Source organism: Roseomonas genomospecies 6 (genome assembly GCF_008365375.1).
Classification (GTDB): Bacteria; Pseudomonadota; Alphaproteobacteria; order Azospirillales; family Azospirillaceae; genus Azospirillum.
On record NZ_QOKW01000001.1, the window covers coordinates 326,282 to 347,186 of the forward strand.

Consider the following 20,905-nt stretch of genomic DNA (forward strand, 5'->3'; position numbering starts at 1 on the left):
CAGGCAGCGGACGGGCCGCCACTCTCCACGAATGCAGGCCTCTTCGCTGCTGCAAAAAAGTGTGACGGACAACCTTATCTAGGACGCCGGCTTCACCGTGCCAGGGGGCTGCCCTCGACGTTCCGGCTTTGAGAAGGCGGTGACCGAGCCCGCGCCGCGCGCCTTGCGGCGGCTGGACCAGCGATATTGCGGGTCGTCGGCGATCAGGTGCAGATGATCGGAGATGCGGTTGCGCTCCAGCCAGCCGATGGCGGACTCCAGTTCCGACAGGGTCATCTCCGACCGCGCCTTGTTCATGCAGCGCTTCAGCACGGCGTTGTAGGTGTGGTAGCTGACCGGCCCTTCGGCGACGAGGTTGTTGTCCTGGTCCTCGATCACCTGGGCGGCCACGATCTGGCCGATGCGCTGGCGAAGATGGTGCTCCACCACGCTGGGGGTGCGGGGTGCGCGCTCCGCCGGCTGTCCAGCCGTCTCGCGGGACGGAGTCTCGCGGGCCGATGGCGGGCTGCCGAAGTCCGGGCCGGGGGCCACGACGGCGAAGCGCAGGGCCGTCGCGTTGGATTCCAGCGGGATGATCTCCGGTTCCGCTTCCACCGTCCGGTCGAAGGGCAGTTCGTGCTGGCGTCGGGCCTTCACCATCGCCCGCGTGCCCTGCTGGGTCTCCACCATCTGGCGGAAGCGTTCGAACAGCGCGTCGGACGGGTGGTAGATCAGCGCCCGCTGCTGTTCGTAGGCGCCGGCATGCGGGTCCACGCGGGTGGCCCGCGCGATGGCCTGCTCCAGCCAGGGGCGGGAGCGGATGTGCGTGAGGCAGGCGACGTGCGAGATGGCCGGCGCGTCCAGCCCCTCATAGGCCATGGCGACGGACACCAGCACGGCGGGCTCCGGGCGCAGGCGGAAGGCGGCCACCACCTCCTGCGCGTCGCGCCGTTCGGAAATGGCGATCTGCGCCATGCGCGCCGCCTGCGCGCCGGGCATCCAGCCGCGCAGCGTGTCCAGATAGTTGCGCGCCGTTTCCTGGTCCGGAGCGATCACCAGAAGCTTGCCCAGCCCGGCGCCGTCATGCCCCGCGCCATCCGGACCGTTCCCCGCCGCCCGCCGCTTCGCCCGGTGCTCGCGGCAGGAGCGGTAGGCCTCGCGCAGCATGGCCTGGGCGAAGCCGGTGCGCAGCGCCGTGAACAGGGCGTCGCGCGTGTTCTCCCCGGCGCGGGACAGCGCCTCGACGCTGCGCGTCGTCCGCTCCGCGTCCAGCCATGTGGCGGAGCCGTCCATCGCGCCGAAGGTCACCGGCAGGATGGCCTTCTCGGCCAGGGCCTGCCGGCGGGAATAACCGACGATGGCCCAGCCCGGCGCCTTGAAGTCGATCTCCCGCACCCGCCGGGTGCCTTGCGGGGCGCGGTAGGGCAGCCACAGGATGGGACGCCCGTCCGCCCGCTCCAGCGTGCCGCTCATCAGCAGCCGGACGGCGGCGCATTCCATGAGCGGCAGGATGGACCGGCTCCAGGCGGTTTCGTCCGACGCCGCCGTGACGGTGCCGGTGTCGGACACGGCGGGCAGATGGTGCAGTTCGTCCACCGCCAGCAGATAGCGGTGGCGCCGGAACTCCTGGAGATGCAGGTCGGGAGCCGCCGCGACGGCCTGATAGGTGGTGACGTAGCCCTGAAGCCCGCGGCAGGGATCGCGCCCGTTCTCCGCCGCCCGCAGCGCGATGCCGTGCCCCAGAACTTCCCGCCAGCGCGGATCGGCGAAGGCCTCCTCCGCCTGCCGGCGCAGGCTGTCGCGCGGCACGATCCAGCAGATGCGGTCGATCAGCCCGGCGCGCATCAGCGCCGCCCCCATGATGACCGGTAGCAGCGACTTCCCCCCGCCCGGCGTCACCGCGGCCAGAACGTCCCGGACGTCCGTCTGCCGTTGCGCGATGGCCCCGGCGATGCCGGCGACCATGGTCTGGTGTCTCCTCAACGGTGGCATGCCGGCCTGTCGCCCCTCCCCGATGGTTTCCGCGCTACGGACGGGCAAGCCTAAGGTGCGGGGAGTCGCCGGGTCACGGATTCAATCGGAGGTAGACGACTCTCGAAAGAGGGGGGCATTCGCCAAAGGAGTCCGGCGGGAGCCCGGAGGAAAACCGCCCGTAGCGCTTCCGTCTGGGCGCGGGCGTGGCTTCGTGGTACACGAATTGTTCCAAGAACAAAGGCAAGAGGGCAACGGAGATGAGCACCCGTCCGCAGGCGGTTTCCACCCAGCATGTCGAGAACGAGCGCACCCGCGTCACCGAATGGCGCCTTGTGCCGGGGGCCGAGACCGGCGCCCATGTGCACGGCTACGACTATGTGATCGTGCCGGTGACGGCGGGCGCCTTCACCATCGTCGATCCGGACGGCAACGCCCGCCAGTTCCCGCTGGAGCCGGGCCGCTCCTACTTCCGCAAGGCCGGGGTCAGCCACAACGTCATCAACGACGGGGACAGCGACATCGTCTTCGTCGAGGTCGAGTTCCTCCAGCCCGGCTGATCGTCAAGGCGCAACCCGCCAAGGCTCAGCACAACCGAGCGATGCACCGCGGTTCCACCATGTTCGACTATGGCCAGGACGGCGACGAGCCGCTTCCCGATGCCGTCATCCGCACCGGCGGACCGCGGTCCGTCCAGCATCTTCTGCTGTCCCTGTCGCCGGAAAACCCGCTCTACCTCTACGCCGACCCGGCGGATGCGGGGGGCGGGGCCTATTACCGGGATTCCCGCGAAGTCTGGCAGTCGCTGGCCGACGGCGACGGCCAGCGCTGGCGCTGGTTTGTCGGGCGCCAGGGCCGCGTCGTCGAGGCGGCGCCCGGCGACGTCCATCACCTGCGACGCGCGGCACCGGTCGCGCTGACCATCACATGGTACAGCCTGCCCGACCGCGAGAGCGTGGGGCGCGTGCGCAACGCCCTACGCGCCATCGGCGCAACCTGCACCCGCGGTCCGGCGGGCTGACGCTGCCCCTTCTGCCGGGGTCCGGCGTGAACGCATGGGCGCCATGTCATTTCGGAATCCCTCTTGATTACGCCGGGATTGTGCGGTCGCGACTTCCGTCCTAATGTTAGGAACCAGGAATCCGGGAGCATCCGACAGAGTGGCCGTCATCCAGGCACAGCCTTTGCGCGTTCACACGCCCTGTGCCGCATCGCTTGCTTTGCGGTGACCGCCCATGATGGCGTCCTCCCACATGATCGTCGGCGGGGCGGCGTGGTTCTACGCATCGGCGCGATTCGGCCTGCCCTTCGACGCGGTGGCCTTCGGCGCGGCGGTGATCGGCTCGCTGGCACCGGACATCGACCATCCCAAATCGACCCTGGGCCAGTTGATGCGGCCCCTGTCCAACGTGATCTCCGCGATCTTCGGGCATCGCGGCATCACCCACTCCACGCTCGCCATCGCCGGTTGCCTGTGGGTTCTGCACGAATACGCGGACTACTCGCACCTGATCCTGCCCTTCCTGGTCGGTTACCTCACCCACTTGGCGGGGGATTTGCTGACTCCGGCGGGGCTGCCGCTGCTCTGGCCGATCAAGCGGCGGCGGAACTTCGCGCTTCCCATCCTGAAGACCGGCGGCTTCTCGGAACAGTTGGCGGTCACGCTGCTGGCCGGCTGGATGATCTCCGGCCTGTTTTCCAGTTCCTGGCCGGGCCTTCCCTTCGAGCGTCCGCCCTTCGACAGCCTGATGGCGATGGACCGTCCGTGGCGCTCCGCCATCGTCGCGGCACAGGGCTTCCTTGGGGAGGAAGGCCGGGAACGCAGCGCTCCCCCGATCCCGGCCCGCAAGCCCGTCGAACCCGGACGGAACCGCCCGCTGAAAGGCTGATCCGTCAACCTTTGGGTTGTGTGATAAATGTTACGGTCAATGGATTGGCTCAGTCCTTGCTGTGTCAAACCCGTCACGTTCCGCCACAAACAAGATGAAAAGCAGGCAATTGTCACCGCTTAGCGATTCGTTAGGCTTTTTATGGAGATTGTGAGGACCAGATCCAATCGATCTTGGATTGAATTTCCACACGCTTCGCGCGGATGGGTCCGACCATGGCAAAGATCCGGATGTCGAAAGAGACGCAGGCTGTCGAAGGCATTCCGCCCGATGCGGCGGCGCCGATGCCGGTGCATCTGGCCCTGCCCGATCTGCCCGGCGGGCGGGACAACAGCCTGAAGCGCGTGTCCGACGTGCTGGCCCCCCTGGACCACGGCCAGAAGCTCCAGCTCTACAAGATGATCCGCGACGGCTATCTGGACGATATGTCCGAGCCGGTCGCCCGGATGCTGGTCACCATGCTGAACGGCCGCCGGTCCGAGCACGCGCGCCGGGTCTGGACGGGCCTGTTCGACGCGCTGATCCTGCGCGACGACGCCATCCTGACAAGCGACGTGCGGCTGGCCGGCGCCCTGCATCTGGCGGATGTCAGCGCGTGGTGGTTCGCCCTGGCTCCCCGCCTTGAACCGCAGGTCAGCCACGTTCAGGACACGGTGTCCCGGCTCGCCAAGGAACAGCCGCTGAACGAGATCTTCGCCTCCGCCGAGGCGCAGAGCTGGGCGGAGGAGTTGCGGCAGCGCAGCCTCGCCGTTCTGAGCCGCCTGCGTGCCGCTCCCGCCGAAGCGACCGCATTCCTGGCCGAGGTGTCCGGCTTCCGCGCGCAGGTGTTGAAACGCCACGGCGTCCGCCAGCGCGAAGGCGTCTCCCGCGCGGATCTGGAGCGGATGGAGACCGTCCTTCAGGCGGCGCCCGCCTGGGCGGGACAATCCCTGCCGTCGCTGCTGCACGGCGATCCGGTGCGTCTGGCGCTGGACATGGCGCGGCGCGGCGACTGCACGCGCGACGGGGCGGCCATGTTCGCGGTCGCCGGCCTGCACCGCCGCGACGACCCCAAACTGGCATCCCGCCTGTACGAGACCTTTCCCATCGCCGTGGTGAAGGACGCGATCGTCGGGCGCCTTCTGGTGGCGGCGGAGAGGCTGAAGACCACGCTGACCGGCAGCTTCCTCAGCAAGCCCGGGCTGCTGGTGGCCGACGCGGTGGACGACCAGGATCATCCATCCTTCCAGTTGCAGCATTTCCTCGCCTGGTACGACGTCGTCCACGCGCAGGAACTGGACACCACCGACCGCGAGCGCAATCTGGTCCATCAGGCGTTCCGTGAACTGAGCAACGCGGTGCACGAGGATCTCGCCCCCGTTCTGGCCCGGCGGATCGAGGCGCTGACCATGCACAGCGTGCTGGACCCGCTGATGGAGCGCGTGCGCTTCGTCAACGAGTTCCAGGCGCAGTTGGGGCGGCGCGGCATCGTGTCGTCCGGCAAGCCGTGGCGGGCCGATGAGGGCACGCACGTCGCCGGGGTGTTCCGCCGCCTCGCCTCCACGGGGTCCGCCGACGGGCTGAAGACGCTGGGGCAGCTTGCCGATCTGGCCGAGATGCTGAGCTTCCCCATCGAGATCACGGCGCTCGACATCGCCCTGGCCGGGGTGATCGAAGCGGCCTTGAGGCAGCAGAGGACGTTTGACGCCTGCGAGACCCGCCTGATCGACCGCGTGATCGCCGTGTCGAGCGACGAGCGGAAGCGCTGCCGCTGGTGGGTCGCGCCGGAGGTCGTCACCCTGCTGGACGCCGCGGAGAAGTCGGGCATCCCCGGCGCCGCCAAGAAGTAACCGCGCGCCGCCATCACGCGACCGGCGTGCGTGTGCGCGATTTCCCGATCACGCTACAAGGTGCTGTCGGGTCTGCTTTGAGAAGTGGTCGGGCACGCCCCCTCCCGACCTCCCCCCGCTTCGCAGGGGAAAGAGAAAAAGCCCTCCCCTGCGAAAGCGGGGGAGGGTTTGGGTGGGGGCCCTACGCGACGACCTGGCGCCTTACGCCGCGGCCACGGCCTCCACCGGCGCCATGCGGATCAGGTAATCGAAGGCCGACAGGGCGGCTTTCGACCCCTCGCCCATGGCGATGATGATCTGCTTGTAGGGCACCGTCGTCGCGTCGCCCGCCGCGAACACGCCGGGGACGGAGGTCTGGCCGCGGGCGTCCACCTCGATCTCGCCACGCGGGCTCAGCGCCACCGAACCCTTCAGCCATTCAGTGTTGGGGACGAGGCCGATCTGCACGAAGATGCCTTCCAGGTCGATGCGGTGCACCTCGCCGGTGTTGCGGTTCTTGTAGCTGAGACCGGTCACCTTCGTGCCGTCGCCATGCACCTCGGTCGTCAGGCCGGAGGTGATGATGCGCACGTTGGGCAGGCTGCGCAGCTTGCGCTGGAGCACCTCGTCGGCGCGGAGCTGGCTGTCGAACTCGATCAGGGTCACCTCGGCGACGATGCCGGCGAGGTCGATGGCCGCTTCCACGCCGGAGTTGCCGCCGCCGATCACCGCCACGCGCTTGCCCTTGAACAGCGGGCCGTCGCAGTGGGGGCAATAGGCCACGCCCTTGTTCCGGTACTCCTCCTCGCCGGGGACGCCCATCTGGCGCCAGCGGGCGCCGGTGGACAGGATCACCGTCTTCGACTTCAGCGAGGCGCCGTTTGCAAGTTGGACCTCGATCAGGCCGCCCGGCCCTTCGGCGGGGATCAGCTTCTCCGCCCGCTGGAGGTTCATCACGTCGACCTCATACTCCTTGACGTGATGCTCCAGCGCCGCTGCCAGCTTCGGCCCCTCGGTGTGGGAGACGGAGATGAAGTTCTCGATGGCCATGGTGTCCAGCACCTGACCGCCGAACCGCTCCGCCGCGACGCCCGTGCGGATGCCCTTGCGCGCCGCGTAGATCGCCGCTGCGGCGCCAGCCGGGCCGCCGCCGATCACCAGCACGTCGAAGGCGTCCTTGGCCTTGATCTTCTCCGCATCGCGCGCGGCGGCGCCGGTGTCGATCTTGGCGAGGATCTGCTCCAGCCCCATGCGGCCCTGGCCGAACGGCTCGCCGTTCAGGAAGATGGACGGCACGGCCATGATCTTGCGCGATTCGACCTCCTGCTGGAACAGCGCGCCGTCGATGGCGACATGCTTGATCCGCGGGTTCAGAACGCTCATCAGGTTCAGGGCCTGCACCACGTCGGGGCAGTTCTGGCAGGACAGCGAGAAATAGGTCTCGAACCGGTACTCACCCTCCAGCGCCTTCACCTGCTCGATGACCTCCGCCGATTCCTTGGAGGGGTGGCCGCCGACCTGCAGCAGGGCGAGGATGAGGGAATTGAATTCGTGGCCCATCGGCAGACCGGCGAAGCGGACGCCGATGTCGGTGCCGGTGCGCGTGATCGCGAAGGAGGGCTTGCGCGCGTCGTCGTCGGTGCGGACGAGGGTGATCTTGTCCGACAGGGACGCGATGTCCTGCAGCAGAGCCAGCATCTCTTGCGACTTCGCGCCGTCGTCCAGGGAGGCGGCCAGTTCGATGGGCTGCGTGATCTTGTCGAAATAGGCCTTGAGCTGGCCTTTGACGTTGCTATCCAACACGGCGAGGGCTCCCGAAAGTGGTTTTTCGAAGCGAGCCCGGTGGCGCCAGGGCGGGTCCGGGCAGCAGAATTTCGTTGAGCAGAGTTTGGTGAACGGCAGAGTTTGGTGAACGGATGAAGGCCACTCGTGATCCGGGCCCGGAATCGATCCGGGCCCGAAGCCGTGGCGCCGCGGCCAGCGTGACCGCGGCCGAACCGTCCGGCCGCGGTTGCGGCCGGCGGTTCCCAGATGATCTTGCCGGAGAGGCTTAGATCTTGCCGACGAGGTCGAGCGACGGGGCCAGGGTCTTCTCACCCTCTTCCCACTTGGCCGGGCAGACCTCGCCCGGGTGCGAAGCGACGTACTGGGCGGCCTTCACCTTGCGGAGCAGCTCGCGGGCGTCGCGGCCGATGCCGCCGGCGGTGATCTCGACGATCTGGATCTTGCCGTCCGGGTCGACGACGAAGGTGCCGCGGTCGGCGAGGCCCTTCTCCTCGATCAGGATCTCGAAGTTGCGGCAGATCGTGCCGGTCGGGTCGCCGACCATGGTGTAGGCGATCTTGCCGATGGCCGGCGAGGTGTCGTGCCAGGCCTTGTGGCAGAAGTGGGTGTCGGTCGAAACGCTGTAGATCTCAACGCCGAGCTTCTGGAACTCGCTGTAGTTATCGGCCAGGTCTTCCAGCTCGGTCGGGCACACGAAGGTGAAGTCCGCCGGGTAGAAGAACACCACCGACCACTTGCCCTTCAGGTCGGCGTCGCTGACGTCGATGAACTTGCCGCCCTTGAAAGCGGTCGCCTTGAACGGCTTAATCTCGGTGTTGATCAAGGACATGATTTCTCCATCAGTCTGAATGATTGGAGCAAGCGTCTTTCCGGTGTCCTGCCCGCATGGCGCCGGGTCCCGTTGGGGCTACCCGTGCCGCGGCATCCCTGCCGGAAGTCTGCTCCCCCCTCGTTGGTCGCTTGACACCAGGGAAGGTAGGGGCAATGGATCAGCGATGGAAGCGAAAAATACCAATCGCTTTGATCGATAAAACCGATTATTGTGCGGTGCATGAAGCCCCTGCCCACCCTGCGCCAACTCCACTACCTCGTCGCCGTCGTCGACCGCTGCCACTTCGGCAAGGCGGCGGAGGCGTGCCTCGTCAGCCAATCCACCCTCAGCGCCGGCATCCAGGAACTGGAAAACCTGCTGGGCGCCCCGCTGCTGGAGCGCACGCGGCGGACCGTTCTGCCGACCCCGCTGGGACGGGAGATCGCCGACCGCGCCCGCACGGTTCTGAAGGGGGCGGAGGAGTTGGTGGACATGGCCCGGTCCGTGGAGGACCCGATGTCAGGGCCGCTCCATCTGGGCGTGATCCCGACCATCGGGCCGTTCCTGATCCCCCGCGTGATGCCGGCCTTGCGGGAATCCTTCCCCAAGCTGAAGCTGTTCCTGCGGGAGGACCAGACCGCCCGGCTGCTCGACCGGCTGGACTCGGGGGAACTGGACGCGGCCATCCTGGCGCTGCCCTACCCCTCCGGCGACGTCGAGTCCATCGACCTCGCCGAAGACCGGTTTTCGGTGGTCTGCACCCCCGACCACCGGCTGAGCCGGGTCACGGCCCCCCGCCCGTCCGACGTGACGCTGGAGGACCTGCTTCTGCTGGAGGACGGGCATTGCCTGCGCGACCACGCGCTGGCCGCCTGCTCCATGGAGGGGGCGCGGCAAAGCGCCACGTTCCAAGGGACGAGCCTGCACACGCTCGTCCAGATGGTCGCCAATGGGCTTGGGGTGACCCTGCTGCCGCAGATGGCACTCGACTCGGGGATTCTTCGCGGTCTGGATGTTGTGGTCCGCCCCCTGGGCGGGGAACGGCCCTACCGCCGAATCGGTCTGGTCTGGCGCCGCACCTCCGGACGCAAGGAGACCTTCCGGCAGCTCGCCGCCGCCCTGAAGGCGGAGATGGCTCGCGACAACGGCCCGCAGGCGCCGGCCAACGGGGACGACGCCGGCGTGCGGGACGCGGCCTGACGCGGATTTGGAATTAGAACACGTAGGTCATGACCAGATACAGCACCGCCTCGCCTTCGCCCACGTTGCGGTAGGCGTGGGGGGCGTCGGCGTCGAACTGGATCGTGTCGCCCTCCTCCAGCCGGTGGGTGCCGTCGCCGGTTTCGATCTCCACCGCGCCGCGCCCGACCAGGATGTTCTCCACGGTGCCGATGGTGTGGGCGTCCGCCCGCTCGTCGGTGCCGGGGGCGAGGCGCAGTTCGTAGAACTCCACCTGCCGTTCCCCGCGGAAGGGAAACAGCGCCCGCGAGGTGAAGCGCCCGTCGCGCGACGCGAGCGGCTGGCTATCATCCCGCCGGATCACCGTGGTCCCGCCGCTGCCGCCGCTGCTGAGCAGGCTGGAGAAGGGCACGTCCAGCGCGCGGGCGATGGTCCACAGGATGTCGATGCTGGATTGCCCCTGCCCCGCCTCGATGGCCGCCAAATCCGCGCGGCTGTTGCCCGACAGCTTGGCGAGCGCGTCGATGGACAGGCCCTGGCGGAGCCGGAAATTGCGGATGTTCCCGGCGATCACGCCGTTCAACGGGTTGGCTTCGCCGTCCGTCGTCCGTGGGGTCGATGTCGTGCTCATGGTCCTTGGCCCTCCCGTTCATGAATCCTTGCCGACACCCGGGGGTCAGCGCGCCGTCCGCCGAATCTGGTCGAACAGGGCGCCGTCCGCGAAATGGGCCGCCTGCGCCTTGCGCCAGCCGCCGAACGTCTCGTCCACCGTCACCAGCGCCACCGGGGAGAAGCGCCCGGCATACTGCCGCGCCAGCTCGGGATGGCGGGGCCGGTAGAAGTTCCGGGCGGCGATTTCCTGCCCTTCGCGGGTGTAGAGATATTGCACATAGGCCTCCGCCACCTTGCGGGTGCCCTTGCGGTCCACCACGCTGTCCACCACGGCGACCGGCGGTTCGGTGAGGATGGACAGGGACGGCACGACGATCTCGAACCGGTCGCCGCCGGGGTCCCGAAGCGCCCGGAAGGCTTCGCTTTCCCAAGCCAGAAGAACGTCGCCGACGCCCTTGCGCGTGAAGGTCTCCACAGCCGCGCGGGCGCCGTCGTCCATCACCGGGACGTTCCGGAACAGGTCGCCGACGAACGCCTTCGCCTTGGCCTCGTCGCCGCCGTTCGCCTTCAGGCCGTAGGCCCAGGCGGCGAGATAGTTCCAGCGCGCGCCGCCCGAGGTCTTCGGGTTCGGGGTCACCACCACCACCCCCGGCTTCACCAGATCCTCCCAATCCCCGATCCGCTTCGGGTTGCCCTTGCGGACCAGGAACACGACGGTGGAGGTGTAGGGAGAGCTGTTGTCCGGCAGCCGCGTGCGCCAGTCCTTCCCGATCAGCCCGGCGTCGGCGATGGCGTCCACGTCATAGGGCAGCGCGAGGGTGACCACGTCGGCGTCCAGCCCATCCATGACCGAACGCGCCTGTGCCCCCGACCCGCCGTGCGATTGCCGGATGACCACCGTCTCCCCAGCCACCTCGGCCCAGGCGCGGGCGAAGGCCGGGTTGAACTCCTCGTACAGTTCCCGCGTCGGGTCGTAGGAGACGTTCAGAACCGTGTCTCGGACCGCCGCGCTGGCCGTTGCCAAAGCGGCCAGAATCGCGCCCACGGCGACAAGGCACTGGCTGAAGCGCAACGGCATGAACGGATTCCCCAAGGCTTGCGTTTGGCGGCGGTGGGCCGTGAGGGGCATTGAACATCAACTATCCCTATTGAACAAGTCGCCTTTTGAAATGAGTTGTGTGATTCATAAAACTGAAGCTAAAATTTATCAATTTTGTTATGTGAAATAGAGGAATGCGGACCGAACCGCGGTTCACGCTGTTGTTGGTCCATGCGGACAAAGCTTTTCCAACGACCTCATCCGCTTCTGACCACCGCCTTGGCGCTTCTGGCTCTCGCGGGATGCGAAACCTACGACCCTGGGAACCCCTTGATCGGGCGCTGGACGCTGATCGCGCCCATCGGTCTGGGCACCGCCGATGCCGGAGTCGGGGGTGTGGGCATGGCCTTGGGAACCTACGAGTTCCGCCGGTCCAGCATGCGCATGCGCGGCCTGGGTTTCGAACAGCCGGTGAGTTATTCCGTGTCAGGCAACACCGTCACCGTCCTTCCGGAAAGCTTCGGGCCGACACTTGCCATCGAACTGATCGACGCCGACACGGCACGGCTGAAGGACCCGCTGACCGGCGGTCTGATGACGTTGCGTCGGGTCCGGTAAAAGCCTCTGATCCCGGTCAGTTCTGTTTGGAGTCTCAGGCCTGCTTGGCGTCGATGATGCCGCGGCGGATGGCGCGGGTCTTGGCGAAATGGTCCTGCAACTGCTGCCCCTCGCCCCAGCGGATGGCCCGCTGGAGCGCGGTCAGATCCTCGGTGAAGCGCTGGAGGATTTCCAGAACCGCTTCGCGGTTGTTCAGGAAGACGTCGCGCCACATCACCGGATCGCTGGCGGCGATGCGGGTGAAATCGCGGAAACCGCCGGCGGAGAACTTGATGACCTCCGACTTGGTGTCGTCCTCCAGGTCGGACGCCGTGCCGACGATGGTGTAGGCGATCAGGTGCGGCAGGTGCGAGGTGATGGCCAGCACGCGGTCATGGTGGTTGGCGTCCATCAACTCGACCGTCGAGCCGATTCGGCGCCACAGTTCCACCACCTTCTCCACCGCGCCCTCGTTGGCGCCGGGGGGCGGGGTGACGATGCACCAGCGCCCCTGGAACAGGGTGGCGAAGCCGGCCTCCGGCCCAGAATGCTCGGTGCCCGCGACCGGATGGCCGGGGATCAGATGCACGCCGTCGGGAATGTGCGGGCCGACGTCGCGCAGCACCGCCTGCTTCACCGACCCGACGTCCGACACGATCATACCGGGGCGCAGCAGCGGGCCGAGCGCCTCCCCCACCTCGGCGAAGGCGCCGACCGGGGTTGCCAGGACGACCAGTTCCGCCCCTTCGAGCGCTTCCGCCAGATCGGTGGTGGCCCGCTCCACGATGCCCAGTTCCATCGCCTTGGCGCAATGCTCGGGGCTGCGGTCCGCGCAGACGACCTGCCGGGCCACCCCATAATGCGTGAGCGCCCGCGCCAGGGAGGAGCCGATCAGACCGATGCCGACGATGGCGACACGGTCGAACAGGGGAGTGGCGGTCTCGCTCATGATATCAAGGCACCGGCTGCGGAAGGGTTGCAGAACGCCCCGCTATAAAGCACCAAGCCGCTTGCCGACCAAGTGAAACTTTGCCCGTGGGGCCGCGTTGAAACCATCGTATGCTTGTCAGCAACCGGGACACGCCCTACGATCGTCCGGCATCCCTCAACCTTCGGTGCGGACCGTCCGATGAGCGCTTTGCCTCCCAGAAAGCCCGTCCCGGCCCCAGCCGGCAAGGAAACCGCGATCCACGGACGCCGTCCGGACGATGCGGCATGGCTGGCGGAAAACGCCAAGGCCATTGCCCATCAGAACAGGCTGGTCGAGGACGAAGGTGCCTTCGGGGACGACCTTCGCTCTTTTTAAGAACCGCTTCACCGCATGGCTCAGTTCGACATCAGGCGGAACCCGTCACCGCGCAGCCGCGCGAGCACGCCTTATGTCCTGATCGTTCAATGCGATTTGCTCGCAGACCTGGAACCGGTCGCCGTCGTTCCATTGCGGCGCAAGGACACGCTTGGCCCTCCCATCCGCCGCCTCAACCCTTCCTTCACCGTTGACGGCGTCGAGGTCGTGATGATGCCCAACGCCATCGCCGGTGTGTCCAAACGCGATCTCGGCGAGGTCGTCGCCAACCTCGCCGAGCATCGTCACGACATCATCGCCGCGCTGGACTTTCTGCTGACCAGCGTTTAGCCGCGTGCATCACGCCGCGAGGAAGTCCTTCAGCGCCCGCACCACCTCGCGCATTTCGGCTTCCGTGCCGATGGTGACGCGCAGGCAGCTCGGCAGGCCGTAGGACGGCATCTGGCGGACCAGGATGCCGCGGCCCTTCAGGAACAGGCGCGCGGCCTCGGCGTCGTCCTTGCCGGGGGTCTGGCCGGCGAAGTCCACCAGCACGAAGTTCGTCACGCTGGGGTGCGTCTTCAGGCCCAGCCCCTGGACCTGCTCGACGAACCACTCCCGCCATTCGGTGTTGTGGCTGCGCGAGCGCTCCAGGAACTCCGTGTCCTCCAGCGCCGCCACCCCGGCGACCTGCGCCGCGGAGGAGACGTTGAAGGGGCCGCGCACGCGGTTCAGCACGTCGGCGATCCCCGCCGGGCAGTAGGCCCAGCCCAGCCGGACCGAGCCCAGCGCGAAGATCTTCGAGAAGGTGCGGGTCATCACCACGTTGGGGAAGCGGTCCACCAGTTCCTGCCCCGCCGAATAGTCGTTGTGGTTCATGTACTCGGCGTAGGCCGCGTCGATGACCAGAATGACGTTGGGCGGAAGGCCGGCGTGCAGGCGGGCCATCTCGTCGGCGGTGATGTAGGTGCCGGTCGGGTTGTTCGGGTTGGCGACGAAGACTAGACGGGTGCGCGGCGTGACGTGGGCCAGCAGCGAATCCACGTCGGTGGTCAGGTTCGTCTCCGGCGCCTGGACCGGCGTGGCGCCGACCGACTTAGCGCCGATCGGGTACATCAGGAAGCCGTGCTGCGAATACAGCACCTCGTCCCCCGGCCCCGCATAGGCGCGGATCAGTAGGGCGATCAGCTCGTCGGAGCCGGCGCCGCAGACCACGCGCTCGGCGTCCAGGCCGAAACGCTCCGCGATGGCCTTGCGCAGCTTGGCGGAGCCGCCGTCCGGATAGCGGTGCAGTTCGCCCGCGGCGGCCTTGTAGGCCTCCATCGCGCGCGGGCTGGGGCCGAGCGCGCCTTCGTTGGAGGCGAGGCGGATGTGCCCCGCATGCTCACCGCCTACATAGGGGGCGATGTCGAGAATCCCCGGGCGGGGCGCCGGGCCGTCGTTCGGCTGGGTCATGTCAGGTCTCAGGCCTTGCGGGCGTTATTGGGCGGGCGTCATTGGAAAGATGAGGCGGAAAGATGGAGCGGGACGGCGTAGCCGCCCACGATGTTGATCCGCACCGGAATCTCGCCCAGCCGGGCGGCGAAGGCGGACAGGCGCGGGTCGGTGTGATCGACGAAGTCGGCGACCTCGACCAGATGGATGGACGGGCCGCCCGGATCGCGCGCGTGCCAAGTGCAGAAATAGGTCGGGGCGAGGCCGCTCGTCTCCAGATGGTCCTTCAGCCGTCCGCGGCTGAGGTCGTGCCCCAATTCGATCCCCAGGAGGGTGCGGTCGTCGCCGGTCGGCTCGTGCGGCACGAGAGCGATGGCCAGCGCGTCGCGGTCCTCGCCGCGGGCGTTGCCGCGCCCGGCGAAGGGCAGGCGGGCGACCACGCGCGGCGTGCGCGCGTCGGACGACACCAGGAAGCGCCACCAGGGGTCCGCGTCGTCCTCCGCCGGATAGGGAACGACGCCGACGGTCGCCGTGCCCTCCGACACCGCGCGGATGGCGGCGGCGGGGGAGTTGACGGCGGTCATCGGGACGACGCTGCCGAAATGGTCGCGCGCCACGTCCCAGAATCCGCGGCGGTCCTCCGGCGCGTAGACGGCGACCGCGAAGGGACCCTGGAGCCGGGTGAAGGCGGTGATCATCTCCCGCCACATGCGGACGACGGCGATGGCCGGGAAGGAACCGGCGTGGCGCGCCATCAGGCGGCGCAGGATCACGGCCTCGCGCGCCGGGCGCAGATAGATCGGAGACTGGGGATTCCCGCTGACCTCCCCCTCCGCGGCTTCCATCTGGCCTTTGACGACGCCGACGCGCTCCACCACCGCCGCGCGCCGCATCAGCAGGTCGTGGATCGTATCGTCGATGTGATCGATCTCGCGGCGCAGATCGTCGAGCGGGGACTTGGGCGGAGGCATGGGGCGGGAAACCGTCAAATCCAGAGCGAATCCAAAGCCGGTTAGTAGTAGTCCGCAAGCTCCACAAAATCAAAGAAAACGTTGACACTCCCAACCGCCGCTCCGTAGCTATACGCTCCCGTTTTCCCGGAGGCCCCGCGACCCGCCATGTCCGCGCCGTATCCCGCCGAAACCGCGACGCCGCCCGGTCACCGCGTCACGCTCGGGGCGGACCGGCCCATGCGGCTGGACAGCGGTGCGGAGCTGGGTCCCTTTCAGGTCGCCTACCAGACCTACGGCAGGCTGAACGCCGACCGGTCGAACGCCATCCTGATCTGCCACGCCCTGACCGGCGACCATTACGTGCTGGACCGCCACCCGGTGACCGGCAAGTCCGGCTGGTGGGAGATGCTGGTCGGGCCGGGCAAGCCGGTGGACACCGACCGTTACTTCGTCATCTGCTCCAACGTGATCGGCGGCTGCATGGGCTCCACCGGCCCGAAGGAGACCGACCCGGCGACCGGCAAGCCCTACGGCCTCGGCTTCCCCGTCATCACCATCGGCGACATGGTGCGTGCGCAGAAACTGCTGGTGGGGCATCTGGGGATCGAGCAGCTCTTCTGCGTGATCGGCGGCTCCATGGGCGGCATGCAGGTGCTGCAATGGGCGGTGGCCTATCCCGAATCCGTCTTCACCGCGGTTCCCATTGCCACGGCGGCCCGCCATTCGGCGCAGAACATCGCCTTCCACGAGGTCGGGCGGCAGGCGATCATGGCCGACCCGGACTGGGCCGGCGGCAACTACCTGCTGGAGGGCACGCGCCCGCACCGCGGTTTGGCGGTGGCGCGCATGGCCGCGCACATCACCTACCTGTCGGAGCCGGCGCTGCACCGCAAGTTCGGGCGCAACCTGCAGAACCGGGAAACCGTCACCTACGGCTTCGACGCCGATTTCCAGGTGGAAAGCTACCTGCGCCACCAGGGCATCACCTTCGTGGAGCGGTTCGACGCCAACTCGTACCTCTACATCACGCGGGCGATGGACTATTTCGACCTCGCCGCCGATTACGGGGGCGGCACGCTGTCCAACGCCTTCCGCAAGGACGGCAAGGGCACGCCGGTGCGCTTCTGCCTGGCCAGCTTCTCCAGCGACTGGCTGTTCCCCACCTCCGAATCGCGGGCCATCGTCCACGCGCTGAACGCGGTGGCCGCCAACGTCAGCTTCGTGGAGATCCGGACCGACAAGGGCCACGACTCCTTCCTTCTGGACGAGCCGGAATTCCATCAGGTGATCCGCGGCTTCCTGGAAGGCTGCGCGGAGCACCGCGGCCTGACACGGACATCCGGACCATGAGCCCCCCCGACGACACCCCGCCCTCCGCCCGCACCGCCTCCGCCAACGGCATCCGCACCGACCTGAAGCTGATCGCGGAGATGGTGGAACCGGGAAGCCGCGTGCTGGACGTCGGCTGCGGCGATGGCGCCCTGCTGGGATTCCTGTCCCGCCGGAAGGGGGTGGACGGGCGCGGGATCGAGCTGTCGATGGACGGCGTGCACCAATGCGTGGCGCAGGGCCTGTCGGTCATCCAGGGCGACGCGGAAGCCGACCTGAAGGACTATCCGCCGGGCGCCTTCGATTACGTGATCCTCAGCCAGACCCTCCAGGCCATGCGGGAGCCGCGGACGGTTCTGGAGACCATGACCCGCATCGGGCGCCGGGCCATCGTGTCGGTGCCGAATTTCGGCTACTGGCGAATCCGCCTGCAGCTTCTGATGACCGGGCGCATGCCGGTGACGGAGACGCTGGGCTACCAGTGGTGGGAAACCCCGAACATCCACCTCTGCACGATCAAGGACTTCGTCGTCCTGGCGGAGGAGATGGGCATCCGCATCGAGCGCTGCATGATCGTGAACCGCGCCGGCCGGGTGACCGGCCACGCCCATTCCGGCCTCGCCAACCTGCTGGGCGAGCAGGGCGTCTTCCTGCTGCGCCGGGACTGATACGGCTGGAAAATGATCACTTCCATTATTTTCCAGCCGTGAAACCCGGCAGATCAATGCTTTAGCATTGATCGAGAGGGTCATGCCAACGGTGCCTTCAGGTGCCGTTGGCATGACCGCCGGCCCTGCCCGATCCCGGCATGCAACCCCTGCCCCGCTGGCGCTGTTGATAGGCGAAGTCCGTTCAACAACCGTTCAGCGGGAGCTTCGCACCATGCGCCTCGTCCCCTCGTCCGTCCTGGCCGCATCGGCCGCCGCCCTGCTGCTGTCCGCCGCCGCATCGGCGCAGACGGCTCCGCAGGCGGCGCCGAACTCTTCCGGGGACGCCGCCCGCCCCCCGCTGATGACGGCGCCGCGCCCGGACGACACGCCCACCACCCCGCCCGCCGCCGTGCCCAGCGGCTTCGGCGGCGCCGCCCCGTCCGACGAGATGCAGCGCGCCGCCCCCTCCGTCGCCGCGATTCCCCATCTGCTGACCCCGGAGGAGGCGCGCAGCCTGATCGGCAAGGAGGTGCGGACCCGCGACGGCCAGCCCGGCGGCTCCATCAAGGATTTCACCCTGGACGGCAGCGCCGCCTCGGTGGAGCGGATCGTGCTGGCCCCGGCGGAGGGTGACGGGGCGGGCGGAACGCTGCGGTCCCTTCCGGTCAGCATGCTGCGCACCGACATCGCGGGCGCTTCACCGGATGCCGGCGGTTCCACGCCTCCGACTCTGGACATCCCGGCCTCCGAACTCTCGCGGGCGCCGGAATTCACCTACCACGAGAGCGTGAAGACGGTGACGGGCCAGCCGCAGTAGGGCGGTTCAGGCGCCTCACGGCTCCTCCGACACCCGCCACGCGCCGGACCCCGCCGGGCGGCGCGCCGGGGCAGCGCCGCCGGGAAGCGGGACGATCAGGCGGCGCTTGGCAGGCTGCTGGGTCTTGCGCGACACCCCGGCGAAGATCTGCTTGGACGCCTCGATCATGGTGACCCCGGCGAAGGCCTTGAACCAGCGCCCGCCCACCTCTTCCCAGGCCGGGGCGGTCTTCATCAGGAAGCGGGAGCGCAGCGGCGGCAGGAACAGGGCGTGGCCGGTGCGCTCCGGCACGAACATGGTGTCGCGCAGAACCTGCTTCAGTTGAGAGGCCGAATAGGGGAAGCCGTGCCCGAAGGGAGTCCAGTCGGCCCGCGCCCACAGGCCGCGGCGGTTCGGCACGACCGCCAGCACCCGCCCGCCGCCCGCCAGGACGCGCCAGATCTCCCGCATCATCGGGCGGAGCTGCTCCGTTCCCTCCAGCCCGTGGACGAGCAGCACGCGGTCCACCGACATGTCGGCCAGCGGCAGGTCCGCCTCGTCGCCCAGCGCAACCAGCCCTGGCCCGCCCGGCGGCCAGAAGGTCACGCCCTGGGTCGCCGGCATGATGGAGAACACCCGCTCCGCCTCGTCGCGGAAGGGCTGGAGGTACGGCGTCGTGTAGCCGACTCCCAGCACGATCTGACCGCGCAGGTCGGGCCAGATGGTGCGGATTCGCCGGCGGATCATCCGCCGCGCCGCCTGCCCCAGTCCGGACTCGTAGAATTCACGGAGATCGACGATATCGGTGTACATGGTCATCCGAGGCTATCACGATTCGGTTCAACCGCCATTCACTTGGGCCATTCACCTGAGAGGGACCCCCAGGCCATGGAGATCCACCTGGTTCCGGCTTTCGCCGACAACTACATCTACCTGCTTCGCGATCCGGCCAGCGGCGCCGTGGGGGTCGTGGACCCCGGCGACGCGCAGCCGGTGCTTGCGGAGCTGGATCGGCGCGACTGGACGCTGACGCACATCTTCAACACCCACCATCACAACGACCACATCGGCGGCAACCACGCGCTGAAGGCGCGCACCGGCGCCGACGTGATCGGCGCACGCGCCGACGTGGCCCGCATACCCGATATGGAGACGTGTCTGGGCGATGGCGAGACCATTTCGTTCGGATCGCTCACCGCGCATGTGCTTTTCGTCCCCGGCCACACCTCCGGCCACATCGCCTTCTGGTTTCCGGAGGCCAAGGCCCTGTTCTGCGGCGACACGCTGTTCGCTCTCGGCTGCGGGCGGCTGTTCGAGGGCACGCCGGCCCAGATGTGGGCGTCGCTGGTGACGCTGCGCGGCCTGCCGGACGACACGCGCGTCTATTGCGGCCACGAATACACCCTGTCCAACGCCCGCTTCGCCGTGACGGTGGAACCGGACAACGCCGCCCTGAAGTCCCGCGCGGCGGAGATCGCCGCCCTGCGCGAGCGGGGGGAGCCGACCATCCCCACCACCATCGGCGTCGAGAAGGCCACCAATCCCTTCCTGCGTGCCGACTTGCCGGAGGTTCAGGCCGCCCTTGGCATGGCCGGCGCCGACCCGGTCGCGGTCTTCGCCGAGATCCGCGGCCGCAAGGATCGCTTTTAAGAATGGGTGCCGCCGGATTACCCTGACGCCCACCGAACGGGAGGAGAGTTTTTCATGAAGCTGCGCTGGAGCCCGACCTCGCCCTATGTCCGCAAGGTCGCGATGGTGGTCATCGAATGCGGGCTGGATTCGGCGGTCGAGAGGCAGCAGACCAACGCCTGGGCGCCGGACACCGACCTGCCGCAGGACAATCCCCTGGGCAAGGTGCCGGCCCTGGTCCTGGACGATGGCACGGCGCTCTACGACAGCCCGGTGATCGCCGAGTATCTGGACACGCTGCACGACGGCCCGCGCCTGTTCCCGGTCTCCGGCCCGGCGCGCTGGACGGCGCTGCGCCAGCAGGCCCTGGCCGACGGCATCTGCGACGCTGCGATCCTGCGACGCCTGGAATTGCAGCGGCCCGACGGCGAGCGGTCCGATTCCTGGGCGGAGCGGCAGCGCCGCGCCGTCGCCCGCGCGCTCGACGTGCTGGAGGCGGAGGCTCCGGGCCTGGACGACACGCTGACCATCGGCACGCTGTCCATCCTGGTGGCGCTGGGGTATCTGGACTTCCGTTACGGGCACGAGGATTGGCGGGTGGGCCGTCCGGAGCTTGCGGCGTGGTTCGCCTCGGCCTCCGACCTCGACAGCTTCCGCCGCACCGCGCCGCCTCCGGCGTGAGGGGGACGGCGCGATGGCCGAGTCACTGACGCCCGACCGCATCATCGCGATGCTGGGCATGCAGACCCACCCCGAAGGCGGCCACTATGTGGAGACCTATCGGGACGTTCCGCCGGGCGGCGGGCGCGGGGTGAAGACCGGCATCCACTTCCTGCTGCGCGCGGGCGAGCGTTCGCACTGGCACCGTGTGGACGCGGTCGAGATGTGGCACTGGCACGCGGGCGGCCCGCTGGAGCTGTCCGTCTCCACGGATGGTCGCTCGGTGGAGCGGGTGATTCTGGGCATGGATCTTCCCGGCGGTCAGCGCCCACAGGGAGTCGTCCCTGCGCACGCGTGGCAGGCGGCGCGGCCCCTGGACGGCTGGGTGCTGGTGGGCTGCACCGTCTCTCCCGCTTTCGAATTTGCCGGATTCGAGATGGCGCCGGAGGGGTGGGAGCCGGGGTGAGAAGTGGTTGCGTCGGGAGTGGTTGCGTCGGGC

At 68.3% G+C, this 20,905-nt stretch carries 23 protein-coding genes; 14 read left to right on the forward strand and 9 right to left on the reverse strand.

The features are described from left to right. Positions 1-78: 78 nt before the first annotated feature. A complete protein-coding gene (locus tag DS843_RS01530; RefSeq protein ID WP_149467128.1) occupies positions 79-1,944 on the reverse strand; it encodes a DEAD/DEAH box helicase in 1,866 nt (621 codons plus the stop codon). A gap of 266 nt (positions 1,945-2,210) precedes the next feature. Between DS843_RS01530 and DS843_RS01535 the strand changes: the two genes are divergently transcribed. The 4 genes from DS843_RS01535 (at position 2,211) to DS843_RS01550 (ending at position 5,668) form a co-directional block, all read left to right on the forward strand. Further along, entirely contained in the window at positions 2,211-2,510 is a 300-nt protein-coding gene (locus tag DS843_RS01535) for a cupin domain-containing protein (protein WP_014198409.1), read from the forward strand. Between the two features lie 41 nt (positions 2,511-2,551). Continuing rightward, the gene (locus tag DS843_RS01540; protein WP_149467129.1) at positions 2,552-2,971 is read left to right on the forward strand and encodes a hypothetical protein; all 420 of its coding nucleotides are present in this window, start codon (positions 2,552-2,554) and stop codon (positions 2,969-2,971) included. A gap of 214 nt (positions 2,972-3,185) precedes the next feature. Further along, positions 3,186-3,839 (forward strand): metal-dependent hydrolase, encoded by a 654-nt coding sequence (locus DS843_RS01545; RefSeq protein WP_149467130.1) that lies wholly within the window; start codon positions 3,186-3,188, stop codon positions 3,837-3,839. A gap of 215 nt (positions 3,840-4,054) precedes the next feature. Beyond that, positions 4,055-5,668 carry a hypothetical protein gene (locus tag DS843_RS01550; protein ID WP_149467131.1) on the forward strand — a complete coding sequence of 538 codons (1,614 nt, stop codon included), beginning with the start codon at positions 4,055-4,057 and terminating at the stop codon, positions 5,666-5,668. 201 nt (positions 5,669-5,869) lie between these two features. Here the strand turns inward: DS843_RS01550 and ahpF are convergent, their stop codons facing one another. Both ahpF and ahpC read right to left on the reverse strand, forming a co-directional pair. Beyond that, entirely contained in the window at positions 5,870-7,450 is a 1,581-nt protein-coding gene (gene ahpF / locus DS843_RS01555) for an alkyl hydroperoxide reductase subunit F (protein WP_149467132.1), read from the reverse strand. Between the two features lie 247 nt (positions 7,451-7,697). Next, positions 7,698-8,261, reverse strand: coding sequence for an alkyl hydroperoxide reductase subunit C (ahpC, locus tag DS843_RS01560; protein WP_114857393.1), 564 nt, complete (start codon positions 8,259-8,261; stop codon positions 7,698-7,700). A gap of 222 nt (positions 8,262-8,483) precedes the next feature. Between ahpC and DS843_RS01565 the strand changes: the two genes are divergently transcribed. Next, positions 8,484-9,443, forward strand: a complete 960-nt coding sequence (locus tag DS843_RS01565) for a hydrogen peroxide-inducible genes activator (RefSeq protein ID WP_149467133.1) — start codon at positions 8,484-8,486, stop codon at positions 9,441-9,443. 13 nt (positions 9,444-9,456) lie between these two features. Here the strand turns inward: DS843_RS01565 and DS843_RS01570 are convergent, their stop codons facing one another. Together DS843_RS01570 and DS843_RS01575 are read right to left on the reverse strand one after the other, a co-directional pair. After that, positions 9,457-10,053 (reverse strand): helix-turn-helix domain-containing protein, encoded by a 597-nt coding sequence (locus tag DS843_RS01570; protein WP_149467134.1) that lies wholly within the window; start codon positions 10,051-10,053, stop codon positions 9,457-9,459. 45 nt (positions 10,054-10,098) lie between these two features. Further along, positions 10,099-11,112, reverse strand: a complete 1,014-nt coding sequence (locus DS843_RS01575; protein WP_149467135.1) for a sulfate ABC transporter substrate-binding protein — start codon at positions 11,110-11,112, stop codon at positions 10,099-10,101. 192 nt (positions 11,113-11,304) lie between these two features. Here DS843_RS01575 and DS843_RS01580 point away from each other — a divergent pair, with 192 nt between their 5' ends. Next, complete coding sequence (locus DS843_RS01580; protein WP_149467136.1) at positions 11,305-11,691, forward strand: hypothetical protein; 387 nt, start codon at positions 11,305-11,307, stop codon at positions 11,689-11,691. A gap of 34 nt (positions 11,692-11,725) precedes the next feature. Here DS843_RS01580 and DS843_RS01585 read toward each other — a convergent pair whose 3' ends face one another. Further along, the gene (locus DS843_RS01585; RefSeq protein WP_149467137.1) at positions 11,726-12,619 is read right to left on the reverse strand and encodes a prephenate/arogenate dehydrogenase family protein; all 894 of its coding nucleotides are present in this window, start codon (positions 12,617-12,619) and stop codon (positions 11,726-11,728) included. A 180-nt stretch (positions 12,620-12,799) separates the two neighbouring features. Here DS843_RS01585 and DS843_RS32010 point away from each other — a divergent pair, with 180 nt between their 5' ends. Both DS843_RS32010 and DS843_RS01595 read left to right on the forward strand, forming a co-directional pair. Beyond that, positions 12,800-12,976, forward strand: a complete 177-nt coding sequence (locus DS843_RS32010; RefSeq protein ID WP_149467138.1) for a type II toxin-antitoxin system CcdA family antitoxin — start codon at positions 12,800-12,802, stop codon at positions 12,974-12,976. Between the two features lie 15 nt (positions 12,977-12,991). Beyond that, a complete protein-coding gene (locus DS843_RS01595; RefSeq protein ID WP_149467139.1) occupies positions 12,992-13,306 on the forward strand; it encodes a CcdB family protein in 315 nt (104 codons plus the stop codon). 9 nt (positions 13,307-13,315) lie between these two features. On the opposite strand, the gene hisC is transcribed toward DS843_RS01595, so the two are convergent. Beyond that, entirely contained in the window at positions 13,316-14,410 is a 1,095-nt protein-coding gene (hisC, locus tag DS843_RS01600; RefSeq protein ID WP_149467140.1) for a histidinol-phosphate transaminase, read from the reverse strand. A gap of 38 nt (positions 14,411-14,448) precedes the next feature. Next, positions 14,449-15,360, reverse strand: a complete 912-nt coding sequence (locus DS843_RS01605) for a chorismate mutase (RefSeq protein WP_149467141.1) — start codon at positions 15,358-15,360, stop codon at positions 14,449-14,451. A gap of 147 nt (positions 15,361-15,507) precedes the next feature. Between DS843_RS01605 and metX the strand changes: the two genes are divergently transcribed. The 3 genes from metX to DS843_RS01620 all read left to right on the forward strand — a co-directional run bounded on the left by metX (position 15,508) and on the right by DS843_RS01620 (position 18,138). Then, positions 15,508-16,692: a homoserine O-acetyltransferase MetX gene (gene metX, locus DS843_RS01610; RefSeq protein ID WP_149467142.1), complete on the forward strand. Its 1,185-nt coding sequence runs from the start codon at positions 15,508-15,510 to the stop codon at positions 16,690-16,692. Further along, on the forward strand, positions 16,689-17,339 hold the full coding sequence (gene metW, locus DS843_RS01615) for a methionine biosynthesis protein MetW (protein WP_149467143.1): 651 nt from the start codon (positions 16,689-16,691) through the stop codon (positions 17,337-17,339). Before metX ends, metW begins: the two co-directional genes overlap by 4 nt. 214 nt (positions 17,340-17,553) lie before the next feature. Continuing rightward, on the forward strand, positions 17,554-18,138 hold the full coding sequence (locus tag DS843_RS01620) for a PRC-barrel domain-containing protein (protein WP_149467144.1): 585 nt from the start codon (positions 17,554-17,556) through the stop codon (positions 18,136-18,138). Positions 18,139-18,153: 15 nt separating this feature from the next. Here the strand turns inward: DS843_RS01620 and DS843_RS01625 are convergent, their stop codons facing one another. Beyond that, positions 18,154-18,936 carry a class I SAM-dependent methyltransferase gene (locus DS843_RS01625; RefSeq protein WP_149467145.1) on the reverse strand — a complete coding sequence of 261 codons (783 nt, stop codon included), beginning with the start codon at positions 18,934-18,936 and terminating at the stop codon, positions 18,154-18,156. A 69-nt stretch (positions 18,937-19,005) separates the two neighbouring features. Here DS843_RS01625 and gloB point away from each other — a divergent pair, with 69 nt between their 5' ends. From gloB to DS843_RS01640, 3 genes are read left to right on the forward strand one after another with little or no spacing between them, the layout of a single operon-like run. Next, positions 19,006-19,767: a hydroxyacylglutathione hydrolase gene (gloB, locus tag DS843_RS01630; protein WP_149467146.1), complete on the forward strand. Its 762-nt coding sequence runs from the start codon at positions 19,006-19,008 to the stop codon at positions 19,765-19,767. Between the two features lie 54 nt (positions 19,768-19,821). Next, the gene (locus tag DS843_RS01635; RefSeq protein ID WP_149467147.1) at positions 19,822-20,427 is read left to right on the forward strand and encodes a glutathione S-transferase N-terminal domain-containing protein; all 606 of its coding nucleotides are present in this window, start codon (positions 19,822-19,824) and stop codon (positions 20,425-20,427) included. Positions 20,428-20,440: 13 nt separating this feature from the next. Further along, positions 20,441-20,872 (forward strand): cupin domain-containing protein, encoded by a 432-nt coding sequence (locus DS843_RS01640; protein ID WP_149467148.1) that lies wholly within the window; start codon positions 20,441-20,443, stop codon positions 20,870-20,872. The last annotated feature ends 33 nt before the right edge of the window (positions 20,873-20,905 follow it).

What these genes read in the sequence shown, in the direction of transcription:
- DS843_RS01530 (WP_149467128.1), bottom strand. Translation starts at nt 1,944, where the DNA reads ATGGTCGCCGGCATCGCCGGGGCCATCGCGCAACGGCAGACGGACGTC.
- DS843_RS01535 (WP_014198409.1), top strand. Translation starts at nt 2,211, where the DNA reads ATGAGCACCCGTCCGCAGGCGGTTTCCACCCAGCATGTCGAGAACGAG.
- DS843_RS01540 (WP_149467129.1), top strand. Translation starts at nt 2,552, where the DNA reads ATGCACCGCGGTTCCACCATGTTCGACTATGGCCAGGACGGCGACGAG.
- DS843_RS01545 (WP_149467130.1), top strand. Translation starts at nt 3,186, where the DNA reads ATGATGGCGTCCTCCCACATGATCGTCGGCGGGGCGGCGTGGTTCTAC.
- DS843_RS01550 (WP_149467131.1), top strand. Translation starts at nt 4,055, where the DNA reads ATGGCAAAGATCCGGATGTCGAAAGAGACGCAGGCTGTCGAAGGCATT.
- ahpC (WP_114857393.1), bottom strand. Translation starts at nt 8,261, where the DNA reads ATGTCCTTGATCAACACCGAGATTAAGCCGTTCAAGGCGACCGCTTTC.
- DS843_RS01565 (WP_149467133.1), top strand. Translation starts at nt 8,484, where the DNA reads ATGAAGCCCCTGCCCACCCTGCGCCAACTCCACTACCTCGTCGCCGTC.
- DS843_RS01570 (WP_149467134.1), bottom strand. Translation starts at nt 10,053, where the DNA reads ATGAGCACGACATCGACCCCACGGACGACGGACGGCGAAGCCAACCCG.
- DS843_RS01575 (WP_149467135.1), bottom strand. Translation starts at nt 11,112, where the DNA reads ATGCCGTTGCGCTTCAGCCAGTGCCTTGTCGCCGTGGGCGCGATTCTG.
- DS843_RS01580 (WP_149467136.1), top strand. Translation starts at nt 11,305, where the DNA reads ATGCGGACAAAGCTTTTCCAACGACCTCATCCGCTTCTGACCACCGCC.
- DS843_RS01585 (WP_149467137.1), bottom strand. Translation starts at nt 12,619, where the DNA reads ATGAGCGAGACCGCCACTCCCCTGTTCGACCGTGTCGCCATCGTCGGC.
- DS843_RS32010 (WP_149467138.1), top strand. Translation starts at nt 12,800, where the DNA reads ATGAGCGCTTTGCCTCCCAGAAAGCCCGTCCCGGCCCCAGCCGGCAAG.
- DS843_RS01595 (WP_149467139.1), top strand. Translation starts at nt 12,992, where the DNA reads ATGGCTCAGTTCGACATCAGGCGGAACCCGTCACCGCGCAGCCGCGCG.
- hisC (WP_149467140.1), bottom strand. Translation starts at nt 14,410, where the DNA reads ATGACCCAGCCGAACGACGGCCCGGCGCCCCGCCCGGGGATTCTCGAC.
- DS843_RS01605 (WP_149467141.1), bottom strand. Translation starts at nt 15,360, where the DNA reads ATGCCTCCGCCCAAGTCCCCGCTCGACGATCTGCGCCGCGAGATCGAT.
- metX (WP_149467142.1), top strand. Translation starts at nt 15,508, where the DNA reads ATGTCCGCGCCGTATCCCGCCGAAACCGCGACGCCGCCCGGTCACCGC.
- metW (WP_149467143.1), top strand. Translation starts at nt 16,689, where the DNA reads ATGAGCCCCCCCGACGACACCCCGCCCTCCGCCCGCACCGCCTCCGCC.
- DS843_RS01620 (WP_149467144.1), top strand. Translation starts at nt 17,554, where the DNA reads ATGCGCCTCGTCCCCTCGTCCGTCCTGGCCGCATCGGCCGCCGCCCTG.
- DS843_RS01625 (WP_149467145.1), bottom strand. Translation starts at nt 18,936, where the DNA reads ATGACCATGTACACCGATATCGTCGATCTCCGTGAATTCTACGAGTCC.
- gloB (WP_149467146.1), top strand. Translation starts at nt 19,006, where the DNA reads ATGGAGATCCACCTGGTTCCGGCTTTCGCCGACAACTACATCTACCTG.
- DS843_RS01635 (WP_149467147.1), top strand. Translation starts at nt 19,822, where the DNA reads ATGAAGCTGCGCTGGAGCCCGACCTCGCCCTATGTCCGCAAGGTCGCG.
- DS843_RS01640 (WP_149467148.1), top strand. Translation starts at nt 20,441, where the DNA reads ATGGCCGAGTCACTGACGCCCGACCGCATCATCGCGATGCTGGGCATG.